General features: G+C 69.3%; 17 protein-coding genes. 9 read left to right on the top strand and 8 right to left on the bottom strand.

Translation table 11 applies throughout. The features are described from left to right. The first annotated feature begins 4 nt into the window (after positions 1 to 4). A complete protein-coding gene (locus tag ACWEV3_RS18085; protein ID WP_452614967.1) occupies positions 5 to 337 on the top strand; it encodes a hypothetical protein in 333 nt (110 codons plus the stop codon). On the opposite strand, the gene glnA is transcribed toward ACWEV3_RS18085, so the two are convergent. From glnA to ACWEV3_RS18050, 7 genes are all read right to left on the bottom strand, one after another. Beyond that, entirely contained in the window at positions 334 to 1758 is a 1425-nt protein-coding gene (gene glnA / locus ACWEV3_RS18080) for a type I glutamate--ammonia ligase (protein ID WP_452614966.1), read from the bottom strand. The two genes, ACWEV3_RS18085 and glnA, sit on opposite strands and share 4 nt — an antisense overlap. A gap of 28 nt (positions 1759 to 1786) precedes the next feature. Continuing rightward, positions 1787 to 4645: an excinuclease ABC subunit UvrA gene (gene uvrA / locus ACWEV3_RS18075; protein ID WP_452614965.1), complete on the bottom strand. Its 2859-nt coding sequence runs from the start codon at positions 4643 to 4645 to the stop codon at positions 1787 to 1789. Positions 4646 to 4904: 259 nt separating this feature from the next. Beyond that, positions 4905 to 5051 carry a hypothetical protein gene (locus ACWEV3_RS18070; RefSeq protein WP_452614964.1) on the bottom strand — a complete coding sequence of 49 codons (147 nt, stop codon included), beginning with the start codon at positions 5049 to 5051 and terminating at the stop codon, positions 4905 to 4907. Positions 5052 to 5065: 14 nt separating this feature from the next. After that, on the bottom strand, positions 5066 to 5653 hold the full coding sequence (locus ACWEV3_RS18065) for an ATP-binding cassette domain-containing protein (RefSeq protein WP_452614963.1): 588 nt from the start codon (positions 5651 to 5653) through the stop codon (positions 5066 to 5068). Between the two features lie 155 nt (positions 5654 to 5808). After that, a complete protein-coding gene (locus ACWEV3_RS18060; RefSeq protein ID WP_452614962.1) occupies positions 5809 to 6189 on the bottom strand; it encodes a RidA family protein in 381 nt (126 codons plus the stop codon). Between the two features lie 37 nt (positions 6190 to 6226). Further along, on the bottom strand, positions 6227 to 7252 hold the full coding sequence (locus ACWEV3_RS18055) for a serine hydrolase domain-containing protein (RefSeq protein WP_452614961.1): 1026 nt from the start codon (positions 7250 to 7252) through the stop codon (positions 6227 to 6229). Then, positions 7249 to 8064, bottom strand: a complete 816-nt coding sequence (locus tag ACWEV3_RS18050) for an IclR family transcriptional regulator (RefSeq protein WP_452614960.1) — start codon at positions 8062 to 8064, stop codon at positions 7249 to 7251. Before ACWEV3_RS18050 ends, ACWEV3_RS18055 begins: the two co-directional genes overlap by 4 nt. Before the next feature lie 77 nt (positions 8065 to 8141). Between ACWEV3_RS18050 and ACWEV3_RS18045 the strand changes: the two genes are divergently transcribed. Genes ACWEV3_RS18045 through ACWEV3_RS18025 form a run of 5 tightly spaced genes read left to right on the top strand, consistent with a single transcriptional unit; the run spans position 8142 to position 13137 of the window. After that, complete coding sequence (locus ACWEV3_RS18045; RefSeq protein ID WP_452614959.1) at positions 8142 to 9686, top strand: ABC transporter substrate-binding protein; 1545 nt, start codon at positions 8142 to 8144, stop codon at positions 9684 to 9686. Then, positions 9679 to 10635 carry an ABC transporter permease gene (locus ACWEV3_RS18040; RefSeq protein ID WP_452614958.1) on the top strand — a complete coding sequence of 319 codons (957 nt, stop codon included), beginning with the start codon at positions 9679 to 9681 and terminating at the stop codon, positions 10633 to 10635. The genes ACWEV3_RS18045 and ACWEV3_RS18040 overlap by 8 nt, the downstream gene beginning before the upstream one ends. Before the next feature lie 44 nt (positions 10636 to 10679). Further along, positions 10680 to 11522: an ABC transporter permease gene (locus ACWEV3_RS18035; protein WP_452614957.1), complete on the top strand. Its 843-nt coding sequence runs from the start codon at positions 10680 to 10682 to the stop codon at positions 11520 to 11522. Continuing rightward, positions 11519 to 12316 (top strand): ATP-binding cassette domain-containing protein, encoded by a 798-nt coding sequence (locus ACWEV3_RS18030; protein ID WP_452614956.1) that lies wholly within the window; start codon positions 11519 to 11521, stop codon positions 12314 to 12316. Before ACWEV3_RS18035 ends, ACWEV3_RS18030 begins: the two co-directional genes overlap by 4 nt. Beyond that, on the top strand, positions 12313 to 13137 hold the full coding sequence (locus ACWEV3_RS18025) for an ATP-binding cassette domain-containing protein (RefSeq protein ID WP_452614955.1): 825 nt from the start codon (positions 12313 to 12315) through the stop codon (positions 13135 to 13137). The genes ACWEV3_RS18030 and ACWEV3_RS18025 overlap by 4 nt, the downstream gene beginning before the upstream one ends. 128 nt (positions 13138 to 13265) lie before the next feature. On the opposite strand, the gene ACWEV3_RS18020 is transcribed toward ACWEV3_RS18025, so the two are convergent. Then, positions 13266 to 14213 (bottom strand): ROK family protein, encoded by a 948-nt coding sequence (locus ACWEV3_RS18020; protein ID WP_452614954.1) that lies wholly within the window; start codon positions 14211 to 14213, stop codon positions 13266 to 13268. A 39-nt stretch (positions 14214 to 14252) separates the two neighbouring features. Between ACWEV3_RS18020 and ACWEV3_RS18015 the strand changes: the two genes are divergently transcribed. The 3 genes from ACWEV3_RS18015 to ACWEV3_RS18005 all read left to right on the top strand — a co-directional run bounded on the left by ACWEV3_RS18015 (position 14253) and on the right by ACWEV3_RS18005 (position 16919). Next, the gene (locus tag ACWEV3_RS18015; protein WP_452614953.1) at positions 14253 to 14999 is read left to right on the top strand and encodes a creatininase family protein; all 747 of its coding nucleotides are present in this window, start codon (positions 14253 to 14255) and stop codon (positions 14997 to 14999) included. A 13-nt stretch (positions 15000 to 15012) separates the two neighbouring features. Next, positions 15013 to 16134 (top strand): mandelate racemase/muconate lactonizing enzyme family protein, encoded by a 1122-nt coding sequence (locus tag ACWEV3_RS18010; protein ID WP_452614952.1) that lies wholly within the window; start codon positions 15013 to 15015, stop codon positions 16132 to 16134. A 347-nt stretch (positions 16135 to 16481) separates the two neighbouring features. Beyond that, positions 16482 to 16919 (top strand): hypothetical protein, encoded by a 438-nt coding sequence (locus ACWEV3_RS18005; RefSeq protein WP_452614951.1) that lies wholly within the window; start codon positions 16482 to 16484, stop codon positions 16917 to 16919. The last annotated feature ends 269 nt before the right edge of the window (positions 16920 to 17188 follow it).

The following is a 17188-nucleotide window of genomic DNA, read 5'->3' as shown; positions in this document are numbered from 1 at the left end:
CGCCGTGGAGTCCGAGCGAATCTGGCGCTGGGAGCCGGGCGAGGTCGTGCTCGGTCTGTACGAGGTGCGCGGCGTAGTGAACAGCGGCGGCATGGGCCTCGTGCACCGGGTTCGCCACCTCGGCTGGCAGACGGATCTGGCAGTGAAGACACCGCGCCCCGAGCTGGTACGCACGCCGAAAGAGCGCAGCAGCTTCGGCACATGGGTAGCGTTGGGGCTGCATCCGCACACGGTCAGCTGTGCGTACGTCCGCACGATCAACGAAATTCCCCGGGTGTTCGCGGAGTGGGTCGATGGCGGAAGCCTGGCGCAGGCTGTCAGCAGCGGAAGCCGCTAAACGTCGTAGTACAGCTCGAACTCGTACGGGTTCGGGCGCAGTCGCAGGGGGTCGATCTCGTGCTCCCGCTTGAAAGCGATCCAGGTCTCGATCACGTCCGGGGTGAAGACGTCGCCGCGCAGCAGGAAATCCTGGTCGGCCACGAGGCTTTCCAGCACCGCGTCCAGCGAGGACGGAACCTGGACGACATCGGCGGCCTCCTCCGGAGGTAGCTCGTAGAGGTCCTTGTCGATGGGTTCGGGCGGCTCGATCTTGTTCGCGACGCCGTCCAGGCCGGCGAGCATCATCGCCGCGAAGGCCAGGTACGGGTTTCCGGAGGAGTCCGGGCAGCGGAACTCGATGCGCTTGGCCTTCGGGCTGGCGCCCGTCACCGGGATGCGGATGCAGGCCGAGCGGTTGCGCTGGGAGTAGACCAGGTTCACCGGCGCCTCGAAGCCGGGCACCATGCGGTGGTACGAGTTCACCGTGGGGTTGGTGAACGCCAGCAGGCTCGGCGCGTGGTGCAGGATGCCGCCGATGTAGTGCCGTGCGAGATCGGAGAGCCCTGCGTAGCCCGTCTCGTCGTAGAACAACGGCTTTCCGTTCTTCCACAACGACTGGTGGGTGTGCATGCCGGAACCGTTGTCGCCGAACAGCGGCTTGGGCATGAACGTGGCCGTCTTGCCGTGCCGCCACGCGGTGTTCTTCACGGTGTACTTGTAGAGCTGCAGGTCGTCCGCGGCGTGCAGCAGCGTGTTGAACCTGTAGTTGATCTCGGCCTGGCCCGCGGTGCCGACCTCGTGGTGGGCCTTCTCCACGGTGAAACCCGCATCGATCAGGTTCAGCACGATCTCGTCGCGCAGGTCCGCCAGGTGGTCGGTGGGCGGGACCGGGAAGTAACCCGCCTTGTACTTGATCTTGTAACCCTGGTTGCCCCCGTCCTCGGCGCGGCCGGTGTTCCACCAGCCCTCGATGGCGTCGATCTCGTGGAACGAGGTGTTCTCCGCATTCGCGAACCGCACCGAGTCGAAGAGGTAGAACTCGGCTTCCGGCCCGAAGTAGGCCAGGTCGGCGATGCCGGAGTCGGCCAGGTACTGCTCTGCTTTGCGCGCGATGTTGCGCGGGTCGCGGCTGTAGGGCTGCAGCGTGAACGGATCGTGCACGAAGAAGTTGAGGCTCAACGTCTTCTTGGCGCGGAACGGGTCCAGTCGAGCGGTGTAGGTGTCGGGCAACAGGAGCATGTCGGACTCGTGGATCGCCTGGAATCCGCGCACCGACGACCCGTCGAAGGCGATGCCTTCGTCGAAGATCTCGGCGGCGAACGTCTTGGCGGGCACGGCGAAGTGCTGCATGATGCCGGGCAGATCGCAGAACCGGACATCGATGAACTTCACGCCCTCATCGGAGATGAACCGGAGGATCTCCTCCGGGCTGTTGAACATCGCTACCTCCGAATCTCTTGATCTGGCTTCAAGAAGCGAGCGCACGGCGCAGGAACTGCCCGGTGTAGCTGGTCTCGTCGTCGGCGACCGCTTCGGGAGTGCCCGTGGCGACCACACGACCGCCGGCCGATCCGGCCTCGGGTCCCAGGTCGATGATCCAGTCGGCGGTCTTGACCACCTCGATGTTGTGCTCGATGACGATCACCGTGTTGCCGACTTCCACCAGCCGTTGCAGCACGTCGAGCAGCTTGTGGACGTCATCGAAGTGCAGTCCCGTGGTGGGCTCGTCCAGGATGTACGCGGTGCCCCCGTTCGAACGCCGGGTGAGCTCCGTGGCCAGCTTCACCCGCTGCGCCTCGCCACCGGACAACGTCGGCGCGGGCTGCCCCAGTCGCACGTACCCCATGCCGACGTCGACCAGCGTGCGCAGGCGGCGGGCGATGCCCGGCAACGCCCCGAAGAACTCCATCGCCTGTTCGATGGGCATGTCCAGGACCTCCGCGATCGTCTTCCCCTTGTAGCGCACGTCCAGGGTTTCGCGGTTGTAGCGGGCCCCGCCGCACTGTTCGCACGGCACGTACACGTCGGGGAGGAACTGCATCTCGATCCGGATGGTTCCGGCGCCGGCACATGCTTCGCAGCGTCCGCCCCGCACGTTGAACGAGAACCGCCCCGGCCGGTAACCGCGGACCTTGGCCGTGGTGGTGGCGGCGAACAGGTTGCGGATGGGATCGAACGCCCCGGTGTAGGTGGCGGGGTTGGAACGCGGCGTGCGGCCGATCGGCGACTGGTCGACGTGGACGACCTTGTCGAGGTTGTCGATTCCGGTGATGGAGTCGTGCTTTCCCGGCACCGCGCGGGCGCCGTGCAGCTTCCGGGCCAGTCCGTTGTAGAGGATGTCGTTGACCAAAGTGGACTTCCCCGAGCCGGAAACCCCGGTCACGGCGATCATGCAGCCCAGCGGGAAGGACACGTCGATGCTGCGCAGGTTGTGCTCGCGCGCCGCGTGGACCGTCAGGACGCGCTTCAGGTCGACCGCACGTCGCACGGTCGGCACCGGGATCTTGCGGCGACCCGTCAGGTATTCGGCGGTCAGCGACTTCTGGTTGGCCAGCAAGGTGTCCAGCGGACCGCTGTGCACGATCGTCCCGCCGTGCTCACCCGCGCCGGGACCGATGTCCACGACCCAGTCGGCGGCGCGGATGGTGTCCTCGTCGTGTTCGACGACGATCAGCGTGTTTCCCAGATCCCGCAGCCGGGTCAGCGTCGCGAGCAGGCGGTGGTTGTCCCGCGGGTGCAGGCCGATCGAAGGTTCGTCCAGCACGTAGAGGACCCCGGCCAGCCCGGAGCCGATCTGCGTGGCCAAGCGGATCCGCTGGGCCTCTCCTCCGGCGAGCGTGCCCGCCGGGCGATCCAGCGACAGGTAGTCCAGCCCGACATCGAGCAGGAAACCCAGGCGCGCCTGGGTTTCCGAGAGCACCCGGCCTGCGATCGCGCGTTCGCGGCGGCCGAGGACCAGGCCGCGCAGGAATTCGGCGCAGCCCGCCACCGACAGCGCGGACACCTCGGCGATCGAGCGCTTCCCCAGCGTCTTGTGCTCCAGCGTGACGGCGAGGACTTCCGGTTTCAAGCGGGTGCCCGCGCACTCCGGGCAGGGCACTTCCCGCAGGTAACCCTCGTACCGCTGGCGCACGTAGTCCGACTCGGTCTGCTCCAAGCGGCGCTCCAGGAACGGAATCACTCCTTCGAAGCGGGCGTAGTAGGACCGCCGTCGGCCGTAGCGGTTGCGGTACTGCACGTGGATCTGGTCGTCGGAGCCGTAGAGCACCGCCTTCTGGACCCTCGCGGGCAGCCGCCGCCACGGGGTGTCCATCGAGAAGCCGCGGGCGTCGGCCAAGGAGCTCAGCAGGCGCTGGAAGTACTCGCTGGTCTGACCGCCCTGCCACGGCGCCACGACACCATCCGCCAGCGACAGCTCGGGATTCGCGATCACCAGTTCCGGGTCGATCTCGCGGTGCACCCCGATCCCGGTGCACTCCGGACATGCGCCGTACGGGGAGTTGAAGGAGAAGGACCGCGGCTCGAAGTCCTGCACGCCGATGGGGTGGCCGCGGGAACACGCGAGGTTCTGCGAGAACGACCACTGCCGGTCCCGCGACCGCGGCGGCTGGTCGACGAACTCCACGATCACGACTCCGTCCGCCAACCGCAGGGCTGCTTCCACCGACTCCGTCAAGCGCTGCCTCGCCCCCGGTTTGACCACGAGCCGGTCGATGACCACTTCGATGGAGTGCTTCTCCTGCTTCTTCAGCCTCGGCACGTCGTCGAGGTGGTGCACCTCGCCGTCCACCGACACACGCGCGTACCCCTGCGAATGCAAGCGGGCGAACAGTTCCGCGTACTCCCCTTTGCGCCCGCGCACCACCGGCGCCAGCACCTGGAACCGGGTGCGCTCGGGCAGGGCCAGCACCTGGTCGACGATCTGTTGCGGGGTCTGCCTGCTGATCCGCTCGCCGCAGACCGGGCAGTGCGGCTCGCCCACGCGGGCGTACAGCAGCCGCAGGTAGTCGTAGACCTCGGTGACGGTGCCCACCGTCGACCGCGGGTTGTGGCTGGTTGCTTTCTGATCGATCGACACCGCGGGTGAGAGGCCTTCTATGACTTCCACGTCCGGCTTGTCCATCTGGCCCAGGAACTGGCGCGCGTACGCCGACAGCGACTCCACGTATCGGCGCTGGCCTTCCGCGAAGATCGTGTCGAACGCCAGGGAGGACTTGCCGGAACCGGACAGACCCGTGAACAAGATCAAACTGTCCCGAGGCAGGTCGACACCCACGCCGCGCAAGTTGTGCTCACGCGCGCCACGCACGACCAAGCGGTCAGCCACGGCTCAAGATCCAGCCGACGTCAGGACAACACAACCAGTTTGGCATAGGACCGCGCCGTGGCGCACCGCAGCGGCAGGCCTCGGCCCTCCGGCAAAGCCCCTGGCCCACCCAGGCCTGAGTGTCCAGCTGGCTGCGCCAATCACCGTTGATCATCCTCGATGGGAAGGGTTGGCGCATACCTGATCTGCGAAGGCAGCTGGTGGCAGGTCGGGCAAGGAATTGTCGGAAGCGGCGCCAGTCGTGTGGCGACCTACCGACTCATTCACCTGCCACCGGTGTCCTGGAGATCTGCCAGTAGCCGGCGTAGCGGCCGCCGCGGCGCAGCAGTTCGTCGTGGCTGCCGTCCTCCAGGATCCGGCCGCCGTCGAGGAAGACGATGCGATCGGCGCGCTGGACGGTCCGCACCCGGTGCGCCACCATCACCACCGTCCGGCCTCGACGCCCTCGTGGACGGCCCTCTCGTTCACCGGGTCCAGCGCGGAGGTCACCTCGTCCAGCAGCACGATGGGCGCGTCCGTCAGCAGCGCTCGCGCGATCGAGATGCGCTGGCGCTCGCCACCCGACAGCAGTGCACCGCCCTCGCCGACGTTCGTCGCCCATCCGCTGGGCAGCCGCTCGATCACGTCGTCCAGTCGCGCCGCGGTCGCTGCCGCCCGAACGGCGGCGTCGTCGGCGTCGGGACGGCCGAGGCGCCCGTTCTCCTCGATGGTGCCGTCGAAGAGGTCGACGTCCTGGAAGACGATGGCGATCTGCGCGATCAACACCTCGGTGTCGGTCGCGCGCACATCGACACCGCCCACGCGCACCACGCCCGCGTCGAGGTCGTAGAACCGCGCGAGCAGCTGCAGCAATGTGCTCTTACCCGCACCCCACGGCCCGACCACGGCTAGCCGCTGCCCCGCAGGTACCGACAACGACAGGTCGTCGATCACGGTGCGGGTGCCGCGCCGGAAGGAGACGGACCCGAACTCCAGGTCGTGGTGCCAGCGGGCGCCGGTCCGCAGCACCGGTTGGGCCTGGAGTTACTCGATATCCATTCCGCTCACCGGATAGGTGCACTCTCCCACGAGATGATTCGGCTTCAGCAACCAACATCATCCCAGGTCAGAGGGCGCCTATCGCCATCTGGCCGCTCGCGGTGCCGAGACCGGGAAGGTCGTGCTCAGTCGCGGAGTTTTGCGACTACGTCGATTTCGACCAGGATGTTCATCAGGTCTGAGCCGACCGTTGTGCGCGCCGGGTACGGGGCGGTGAAGAACGACTCGTAGGCCGCGTTGAACTCGGCGAAGTCCGCCTTGAGGTTCTGCAGGTGCACCGTCGACTTCACCACGTCGTCCAGGGTGAGGCCCTGTTCGGCGAGCACAGCCTGGACGTTGCGCAGGACCTGGGCGGTCTGCTCGCCGACCGTCTCGGCCACCTCGCCCGTCTTCGGGTCCTTCGGGCCGAATCCGGCGGTGTGGAGGAAGCCGCCGGCCACGATGCCCTGGCTGTATGCACCTGCCGGTCGCGGCGCGGCGTCGGTGCGGATCTCCTGCTTGGTCATGCAGCGTTCCTTTTCTACCGATGGTCTGGAGCGAATTCTAGAAGGCGACTGCGGCGTCGTGGAACCGGCGGCGCACCGGCTCGATCCCCGCGTTCTCGCGCGAGGGGTGCACTCGGTTGGTCAGCAGCACGAAGTAGCGCCGCGTCGCCGGGTCCACCCAGATGCTCGTGCCGGTGAATCCGGTGTGCCCGAAGGAATCCGGCCCTGGCGCTTGACCGACGGGTGATACCGACGGGTCGAGCCCTTGCCAGGCCAGGCCGCGTCGAAGCGCCAGCCCGTCGGTGTGGCAAGCGGTCATGCGGGCGAAGGTGTCCGGCGACAGCAGGCCCGTCCCGTGGTCGGCGAGCGCTCGGCCCAGGCGTTCCAGATCCGACAGCGGAGCGAAAACACCGGCGTGGCCCCCGATTCCGCCGAGGACGACGGCATTCTCGTCGTGCACCTCGCCCCTGACGACCCGGCCTCGCCACGGGCACTCCTCGGTCGCGACGGCTGTTTCCCGTTGCGCGGCAGGAGGGTTGAACCCGGTTCGGGTCATGCCGATCGGGGTGCACACGAGCTCGTCCACCAGTGCGTCGAGCGGTTTGCCCGCCGCCGCTTCGGCGATCAGGCCGAGGATGATGAAACCCTGCGACGAGTACTCCACGCGCTCGCCCGGCGCAGCGCGCAGCGGCAGGTTCCGCACGGCGCGCAGCAGCGCCTCGCGGGTGGGGTTGTCCCGGTACAGCGGCACTTTTCCGGGCAGCCCGGAAGTGTGGGCGAGCAGCTGGCCGATCGTCACGGTCGCCTTGTCGCCGCCGCGGTATTCGGGGAGGTGGTCCGCGATCGTCTCCTCGATCCCGAGCGCGCCGCGCTCGGCGAGCGCCATGACCGCGAGGCCGACAACGGGCTTCGTCACCGAGGCCAGGTCCCACAGGTCCTCGCCGTTCAGTCCCGGACCGCCCCACCAGCGGGTCCCGATCCACCCCGAGTCCACCACACCGTCCGGGCTGCCGACCGACCACGCCGCCCCGGAGAACACCCGCCGGTCGCGGGCTTCCGCCAGGATCCGTGCCAGCTCGCTCAAACCCGCCCGCCCTTGATCACTCCGAGGCCAGGCGAATTTTCCGCGAGAGCAGCGGAAACCCGGCCCGCGGTGGCGCGCACGATCGGGCCGAACACCTCGATGCTGGCGTCGTCGAGCGTGAACGTCAGGCCCGACAGGCCGATCGCGCCGAACACCTGGCCATCGCGGTCCAGCACGGGCGCGGCGATGCTGCGCACGTCGAGCTCGTACTCCTCGTCCTCGACGAAGTAGCCGCTCGCGCTCGCCGATGCTTCGCGGATGGCCGCCGGATCGGTCAGGGTCCGGGGAGTGCGAGCAGGAAGAGGTTCGCCGCCGAGGATCTCCGCGACGTCGCCGTCCGGCAGCGCGGACAGGATGGCGCGTCCGACCGCCGTGCAGTACAGCGGCACCTCGCCGCCGACCCGTGAGGTCATCCGGTAGCCGTGCGCGGACTCGACCTTCTCGACGTACAGGGCCTCCGCGCCTTGGCGGACCGCGAAAAGCACGGTCTGGCCCGTCCGGCTCTGCAAATCGGCCAGGACCGGCCGGACGCACTGGATCTCCTCGCTGTCGGCGAGCGCCGCCGCGGCCATGGCGAGCAGCCGGGGGCCGACCCGGTAGGCGCCGCCTTCTGCTGCCGCGAAGCCGGCTTCGGCCATCGTCTGAAGCAGGCGGTGCACCGTCGGCTTGGTCAGGCCCGTCTGCCGCGCGATGTCGGCGAGCCGGTGCGGGCCGCCTGGTCGGACGAGCGCACCGAGCAGGTCCAGCGCCTTGTCCACGGGGCCCTTGGCGCGTTCGGGGCCGCTCGACTGAGGGTTGACCGCCTTCACCATGTCGCTTAGCTTAACACGCATTCCATCTGACGGAACGAAGGTTCGATTCAATGGAACGATTCCTTTCGGGGTGGCCCGTGCCCGGACGGCCTCTGTCGCGCCGCGACGCGTTGCGCCTCGGCGGCCGGGCCGCGTCGGCCCTGGCGGTCCCGGCGCTGCTCGCGGGGTGCGCAACCGCCACGGGCGGGGGCGGCAACGTCCTGCGCGTGGCGCAAGCGGAGGACACCACGACGCTGGACCCGCAAAAGCAGGGCGACATGGTGTCCATGAACATCCTGATCAACATGTTCGACACCCTCACGACCCGCGGGGCGGACAACCGGCTCGCACCCGGCCTCGCGCTGTCGTGGGCGGCGACGGACCACTTGACGTGGCGGTTCCACCTGCGCCCCGGCGTGACCTTCCAGAACGGCGAGCCGTGCGACGCCGCCGCCGTGAAGTACAGCATCGAGCGGGTGCTCGACCCGGGGACGCGCTCGCCGATCGTCGAATTGCGCTACGTGGAAGGGGCTTCGGTCGTCGACCCGCTGACCGTCGACCTCCACACCACCCAGCATGATCCGATCCTGCCCGCGAAGCTCTCGCTGTTCGGCGGCGTCGTCGTCCCGCCCGCCTACCTGAACCACGTCGGGGCCGAGGAGTTCGCCCGAGCGCCCATCGGCACCGGCCCCTTCCGCTTCGCCACCTGGCGGCGAGACCACGAGCTGCGCATGCGCGCCAACCCGAGCCATTGGAACGGCCCGCCGAGCCTGGCGGAGCTGGTCTTCCGGCCCGTCCCCAACCCGGCGTCGTCGTTGGCCGCGCTGCAGAGCAACGAGGTGGACCTGGTCGCCGGGCTCACCCCGGACGCCGCGCAGCAGTTGGCCGGCTACCCCGGGGTGGTGATCGACAGCAATCCGGGGATCCGCACGTCGTACCTGTCGCTCGACACCGAAGACGCGCAGTTGCGGGACCGCAGGGTCCGGCAGGCGCTCAACCACGCCATCGACGTGCCGCAGCTGATCGAAGCCGTCCTGGACGGCAAAGGCCGCGCGGTCCCGGCCATGATCCCCGATGGAGCCTTCGGGTTCGATGCGACCGTCGAGCCCTTCGCACGCGACGTCGGCCTGGCCCGCCGCCTGCTCGCCGATGCCGGGCACCCCGATGGCATCGACACGACGCTCGCCGCGTCCAACGCCGACGCCAACATCGCCGAGGCGATATCCGGGCTGCTGGCCCGAGCGGGCATCCGGGCCCGGGTGCAGCTGCACGACCCCGGCACCTACACCGCCCTGCGGACCTCGCAGAACCGGCGCGCCCTCGGCCCGATGTACCTGTCGGCGAGCACGGTCTGGACGATGGACGGCTCCAGCATGCTCCAGTCGATCGTGCGCAGCGACCGCCGGCAGAGCAGGTGGACCTCGGCCGAGGCCGACCGGCTGATCGACGCTGAGGAGTTGTCCGTGGATCCCGCCGATCGCCAGCGCGCCTTCAGCGAGCTGCAACGGCTGATCAAGCGCGAAGCGCCGTTCGTGCCCCTCTACCAGCTGGACAACATCTACGCGCGCAACAAGCGTCCACGATGGACACCGGGCACGGTCGGCTCGCTGCGCATGGATAGCGCGGAGGTCACCGATGTCTGAGCTCGCCATCAGGCGTCGCCACAGAAGTCCGCTGCGGGCGGCGGCGGCCCGCCTCGGCACCGCTTTGGGGGTACTGTGGGGCGCCGCGACCGTGTCGTTCTTCCTGGTCCGGCTCTCCGGCGACCCGGTCAAGACACTGCTGCCGCCGGACGCCACCGCCGAGCAGGAGGCCACGCTGCGCACCAGTCTCGGCCTGGACCGGCCGCTGCTGACGCAGTACCTCGACTTCCTGCGGGGGCTGCCGCGATTGGACTTCGGCACGTCGCTGTTCTACGACCAGCCGGTCCGCGAGGTGCTCTTCGAGCGGCTGCCCGCGACGCTGGAACTCGCCGCCGGAGCGCTCGCGGTGACACTGCTACTGGCCATTCCGGCCGGGATCATCGCCGCGCTGCGGCGCGGCAAGGCGAGCGACACGGGCGTCATGGCGAGTGTCCTGATCGGACAGTCGACGCCGCCGTTCTGGGTGGGCATCCTGCTGGTCCTGGTCTTCGCCGTCCAGCTGCAGGTGCTGCCGGCGTCGGGGTACGGCTCGTTCGCCCACCTGGTGCTGCCCGCGATCACGCTCGCGGTCTACTCGGTGGCGGTCGTCGCCCGGCTGCTGCGCTCCTCGCTGATCGAGGTGCTCGGCTCCGATTTCATCCGGACCGCGCGGGCCAAGGGGCTCGGGCCGGTGGGTGTGGTGTTCTCCCACGGGCTGCGCAACGCGTCCCTGCCGGTCGTGACGGTGATCGGCCTGGAAGTGGGCAGCCTGCTGGGCGGCGCGATCCTGACCGAGCAGGTGTTCTCCTGGCCCGGAATCGGGCGGCTCACGGTCGAGGCCATCGCCAACCGGGACTTCCCGCTGGTGCAGGCCACCGTGCTGTTCTTCGCCGCCACCTTCGTGCTGGTCAACCTCTTGGTCGACCTCTCATACAGCCTGCTGGACCCGAGAGTGCGGACAAGCCGATGACAGCTACCACCGTGCAAACGTCCAAGCGCGCCACGGGATTCGTGATGGCACGATCCCTGCTGCGCAACCGGCTCGCCGCCGCTGCGCTCGGCGTGCTGGCGCTCATCGTCGCCGCCGCGCTGCTGGCGCCGCTGATCGCCCCGCACGATCCCAACGCACAAGACCTGCTGGTCCGCCTCCGGCCGCCGGCGTGGCTGACCGGAGGAGACGGCGCGCACCTGCTCGGCACCGATCAGCTCGGCCGCGACGTGCTGTCGCGGGTGATCTACGGCTCGCGCGTCTCGCTGCTGGTCGGCGCGAGCGCCGCGCTGCTGGCCGGGGTAATCGGGGCGGCGGCCGGGCTCGTCGCCGGCTTCCGCGGCGGGTGGCTGGACCGGGTGCTGATGCGGGTGGCCGACGTCCAGTTGGCGTTCCCGTCGATCCTGCTGGCGCTGGCCATCGTCGGGTTCCTCGGTTCCGGGCTGTGGTACGTGATCCTCGTTCTCGGCTTCACCGGCTGGGTCGCCTACGCCCGCGTCGTCCGGTCGGAGGTGCTTTCGCTGCGGACGCGCGAATTCATCACAGAGGCGCGCGCCATCGGCGTCCGCGATCTCACGATCATGCGAAGGCACTTGCTGCCCAACGTGATGGCGCCGCTGGCCACGATCGGCACCTTGCACGTCGCCGCAGCGGTGGTCGCCGAGTCGTCGCTGAGCTACCTCGGGCTCGGCGTGCCGAAGGAGATCGTCACCTGGGGCGCGATGCTCTCCGACGGTCAGCTGTACCTGGGCACGTCCTGGTGGGTCGCGGTTTTCCCCGGGCTCGCCCTGATGCTCACCTCCCTTTCCATCAACGTCACCGGCGACGCCCTGCGCGACGTCGCGGATCCGAAGGCGTACCGCCGATGAACGCTCTCCTGGAGATCAACAACCTCTGCGTCGACTTCGCGCTGGCGAGCGAGACGGTCGCCGCCGTCCGCGACGTGAGCCTGCGGCTGGACGCGGGCGAAACCCTCGCCATGGTCGGGGAATCCGGCAGCGGCAAGAGCGTGACCGCCTCGTCGGTGCTGCGCCTCAACCCGGTTCCGCCGTGCGTCTACACCGGCGGCGAGGTCCTGCTCGACGGCCGCGACGTGCTCGCGCTGTCCGAACGCGACATGCGGCGCATCCGGGGCAACGACGTCGCCATGGTGTTCCAGGACCCGATGACCAGCCTCAACCCGCTCAAGCGGGTCGGTGAGCAGGTCGCCGAGGTCCTCCGGCGGCACCAGGGCACCGCGCGCGGCGAGTCCCGGCGGGCGGCCATCCGCGCACTGGAAGAGGTCGGCATCCCGGACCCGGAACGCCGTGCGCGGCAGTACCCGCATGAGCTCTCCGGCGGCCTCCGGCAGCGCGTGGTGATCGCGATGGCGCTGGTGGGCCGTCCGCGGCTGCTCATCGCCGACGAGCCGACGACGGCGCTGGACGTCACCGTGCAGCGTCAGATCCTCGACCTCCTGCTCGACCTGCAGGAGCGCCACGGCATGGCCGTCCTGATGATCACCCACGACCTCGGGGTGGTCGCCGAGGTCGCCGACCGCGTCGTGGTGATGAACCGCGGCGCCGTGGTGGAGACCGGGGACGTGGAGGACGTCTTCGACAACCCGGCGGAGGATTACACGCGGCAGCTGCTGCGGGCCACCCCGCGATTGGAGCTGGCATGACATTGCTGGAATTGGAGGGGATCCGCAAGGAGTTCGCCGGTGGCGTCGTCGCCGTCGACGGCGTCTCGCTGTCGGTGGCCGAAGGCGAAACCTTCGCGCTGGTCGGCGAATCCGGGTCGGGCAAGACCACGCTCATCCGCCTGCTGCTGCGCCTGGCCGAACCGACCGCGGGCAGCGTGCACTTCGACGGGCAGGACCTCGCCGAGCTGACCCCCGCGCGACTGCGCGACGTCCGACGGCAGATGCAGGTGGTCTTGCAGGACCCGTACTCGAGCATGAACCCGCGCATGCGGGTGACCGAGATCGTGGCCGAGCCGCTGGTCACCCACGATCCCGAGGCCCGCGGGCGGAAGGGGTGGGCGCGGCGGCGGGAACGCGTCGGCGACCTGCTCGAAGCGGTCGGCCTGGCCCGGGACGTCCAGGACCGGTACCCGCACGAGTTCTCCGGCGGCCAGCGGCAACGGATCTCCATTGCCCGCGCTCTCGCGTTGGAGCCGCGCGTGGTGGTGCTCGACGAACCGACGAGCGCGCTCGACGTGTCGGTGCAGGCCCAGGTCCTCGACCTGCTCGCGGACCTGCAGGATCGGCTGCACCTGACCTACGTGTTCGTGTCGCACAACCTCGCCGTGGTCCGCCAGGTCGCCGACCGGGTGGCGGTGATGCGCCACGGCCGGATCGTCGAGGTGGGCGAGGCGGAGTCGCTGTTCCGGTCGCCGCAGCACTCCTACACCCGCGAACTGCTCGACGCCGTGCCGCATCCGGATCCGCGGCTGGCCCGGCGCAGGCGTGCGACGCGCCGAGCGGAGGAGACCAGCGCTTGAACCTCGACCGCGATACCGAATCTCCGGGAGGTGGGCGATTTCGCGCGAAACCGCCGTTCTCTACGCGTGCCGAGCGGCGATTTCGCGCGAAGCCGCCGGAAAACCAGTCCGCGACCCGCGGTGCGGCGCTAGCCGTGCGACAGCACCAGGCCCGCGCCGCCGAGCAGGGCGACCTCGTCGTCGGAGGTCTCGCTCACGAGGACCTGCGGGCGTTCCCCGGTCGTCCACGTCGAGTCCACCCGCAGGCGCTGCTCGATCCGCTCCCGGAACCGCTCGCCGCCCTGCCGCGCTTCGCCGTGCAGGACGAACAGGCCCGGGGCGAACAGCTGCTGGATGTTGACCAACCCGAGCGCGAGGTTCGCCGCGTACTCGTCGATCAGAGCGGTGGCCGTCGGATCCGCGCTCTGCGCCAACGAATGCAGCGTCCCGGCGTCCCCGAGCCCGGCGGAGGCCGCTCGGGCGCGCAGCCACCGCGTGGTGGCCACGGTCTTCCAGCAGCCGTGCGCGCCGCAGGTGCACTGCTCGCCGCTCGCGGCGACCGTCATGTGCGCCCCGCTGCGACCACCGGACGGGGCGACCACCTGGCCGTCGTACAACAATCCGACGCCGAGCACGTCCCCGGTCGACACCGACGCGAACGCCTTCCTGCCCCGGCCCGGGCCGAACCACCGGTCACCGAGCACCTGCAGGCGGGCGCGGTGCTCGACGTGCACGGGAACACCGACGAGGCCGCCCACGACATCGGTGACCGGATAGCCGTGGAGCGCGGGCACGTCGTTGACCTCGATGATCGTTCCGCGGTCCGGGTCGACGAGCCCGGCCGCGGCCACGCCCACGCCCAGCGGCCGGGTGCCGCGGAAGCAGGCCTCGACGGCGCTTCCGAGCGCGGCGTCGATCTCGCCCCGGTCGGCCGTCGGGGAGTACGGCGCTTCCGCGCGCTGAAGCACGGTGCCGGAGACGTCCAGCAGCGCCGCGCGCACCCGGCCGGGCACGAGCTCCACGGCGCCCAGCGTCCGGGGTGCCGATGCCGCCGACGGTTCGGTCACCAGCCGCAATGCGGGACGGGCGTTTTCCATGACCAGACTCTGCCACGGCATTGATCCGGAGGGATAGCAGTGTTGGAACTGACGGAGTTGACCTGGCGCGAGGTGCGCGAAGCGGGCGCGACGGGGATCGCCCTGCTGCCCATCGGCTCGCAAGAGCAGCATGCCGAACACCTGCCAATGGGCACGGACACGATGCTCGTCAACGCAGCGATCGACGGCGCGGCTGAGCTGCTCGGCGACGACGGGCCGACGGTGGTGCGACTGCCGCACCTGCCGTTCGGGCACAGCCCGCACCACCTCTTCGCCGCCGCCGTCTCGCTGTCCGCGCAAACCCTCGGCGCGGTGCTGGCCGACGTGCTGGATTCGTTGGTCACCAGCGGATTCCGCCGGATCATGATCGTCAACGGGCACGGCGGCAACGAGGAGGTGATGCGGCTCGCGGTCAAGCAGTTCGCGCTGCGGGCCGATGTGTCGCTGGCCGCCTGCTCCTACTGGTCCGTGACCCCCGGCGACGACGACGGACCTGAGGCGTCGCCCGGCCACGCGGGCTGGTTCGAGACCTCCCTGATGCTGGCGGCCCGGTCGGAGCTGGTCCGCACCCCGATCCCGGCGCGGGAACGGGTCGATCCACCGCCGCTGTTCCACCGGCCGCCGCACCCGGGCCTGACCGTCGAGCGGCACGGGGAGTGGGCCAGGGTCGGCGGATCCACCGACGACGCATCTGGGGCCGACGCCGACCGCGGCCGGCAGCTGATGACCAACCGGGCCAGGGGACTGGCCGAGGCGATCCGCGCGTTCGACGCGGCGACGAGCTGAGCGAGGCAGCACCTTGAAGATCACCGATGTCGACGTGTGGGTCGTGAACCTCCCGTTGACCAGCCCGTTCACCAGTTCCTTCGAGACCAAGACGGGCGAGACCCGCACGGTGGTGCGCATACGCACCGACTCCGGGATCGAAGGCTGGGGCGAGACCATGTGGGGCCGCCCGGTCGCGGCGATCATCGCGACGATGGCCGACGGGCTCATCGGCACCAGCCCGTTCGCGCTGGAGGCCTTCCACCGCAAGCAGCACATGGTGCCGTTCTTCCACGGCTACCTGGGGTACGCGGCGATCGCCGCGATCGACGTCGCCTGCTGGGACGCGATGGGCAAGGCCACCGGTCAAGCGGTCACCGACCTGCTCGGTGGCGCGGTGCGCGAGGAGGTCCCCATCACGGCGCTGATCACCCGGGCCGATGCCGGTGGGGCGCAGGACCTCCCGCGCGCGCTCGCGGAGCACGCGGCGAAGATCGTGGCCGAGGGCGGTTTCAGCGCCGTCAAGCTCAAGGGCACCACCGATGTAGAGGGCGACGTGGCGATCATGCGCGCCCTGCGCGCGGCCCTGCCGGGGGTGAACCTGCGGGTGGACCCGAACGCGGCCTGGTCCGTGCCGGACTCGATCCGCGCCGGGATCGCACTCGAAGAGCTCGACCTGGAATACCTCGAAGACCCCTGCACGGGCATCGAGGGCATGAGCCAGGTGCGCGCGAAGGTGCGAATCCCGTTGTGCACCAACATGTGCGTCGTCCGGTTCGAGGAATTCGCCCCCGCCGTGCGGCTGAACGCGGTGGACGTCATCCACGGCGACGTCTACAAGTGGGGCGGCATCTCGGCGACCAAGGCGCTCGCCGCGCACTGCGAAACGTTCGGCCTCGGCATGAACCTGCACTCCGGCGGTGAACTCGGCATCGCCACGGCGGCGCATCTCGCCGTGGTGGCCAGCACGCCGGTCCTGTCCCGAGCGATCGACAGCATGTACTACCTGCACGCCGACGACATCGTCCAGCCCCTCAACCTGACCGAAGGGAGCCTCCGCCTCCCGGAGGGCCCGGGCCTCGGTGTCACGGTGGACATGGACAAGCTCAGCCACTACGCGGCGGTCAACGAGAGGGACGGAGACCTGACGGGCTGACCTGCGGCGCGACGCCCCGCTGATTCATCAGCGGAATCGGCAGGCGACGACTCGGCGATGATCGACGGCAGGGTGGTGCTCTCGCCGCGGTAAGGGCACGATCATCAGCCTGGCCGCGGCTGAAACGGCGTCATTGGTCGGATCGGGTGAGCTTCGTGCGCTTTCGGCCGTGTTTGCACCCCTGGGCTCGCCGCTGCCGGGCTGTGATGGCTGGTCCGACCCGCCCGGCGGCAGGATGCCCGTTCTGTCCGGCGGTGCCTGTTAGCCGACGGTGCCTGGTAATGGCCTCGGAAGGTCATCCCGTGCAAGTCGCTAGCCGAGTCCTAGGCGTATCTGAGTGGAGAGTGTTGAACCCGGTGAACGCCGTAGATGCCGCTGCCGGTGCGCTCGCCGACGCCGGCTATGAGGTCGCCGAGGTCGATGTTCCCGTGCTCGATGACGCCCTAGCGGTGTACACGGGCATGGTTCTCACCGAGTTCGCCGGGAACTGGCCCGCGATCAGCGCACTTGTCGTTCCCGACGCGTCCCGCTACATCAACTTCGACCTCGACGAACACCCTCCACTAGACCTTGAGCATCGAAGCGATGACGGGAGCCATCTACTCGAAGACCCCGATCGCCTAGTCCCCGGAAAGGAATTCGTTCACCAGCGCTCGAAGCACATGCCGCGTATGAGCTACCACCTGCCAGGAACAGCACTGCAGGCTCGGGTGAACCAGCTTCCGGTCGGGCCGGAAGCTGTCGGGGGCGTGTGCACCCTCTCCTGGGGTGCGTGCGCGAGGTGACGACGGTGTGGAGTTGAACGCCGAATTCGACGTGGAAACCGAGGTGTGACGGCTGTCGCCTGTGCATCATCCCGCGGAAACAAGGCGTGCCCTGCTGCCAACCGCTCGAAGCCGACGACCCCGGCTGTCCGTGTACCGAACGGGAAATCCAGCGGTACTACGGGGACCGGCTGACTGGCCGGTGAAGGGCTCCTGCTGCACTCGACGAGCGATTCGGCTTGGTAGCAAAAGGCTCCGCTCAGCCCGGCCACGGGACTACCCGAATGGCC

This window comes from Saccharopolyspora sp. NPDC003752, assembly GCF_053605825.1.
This window is presented reverse-complemented; position numbering and strand designations above follow the sequence as displayed.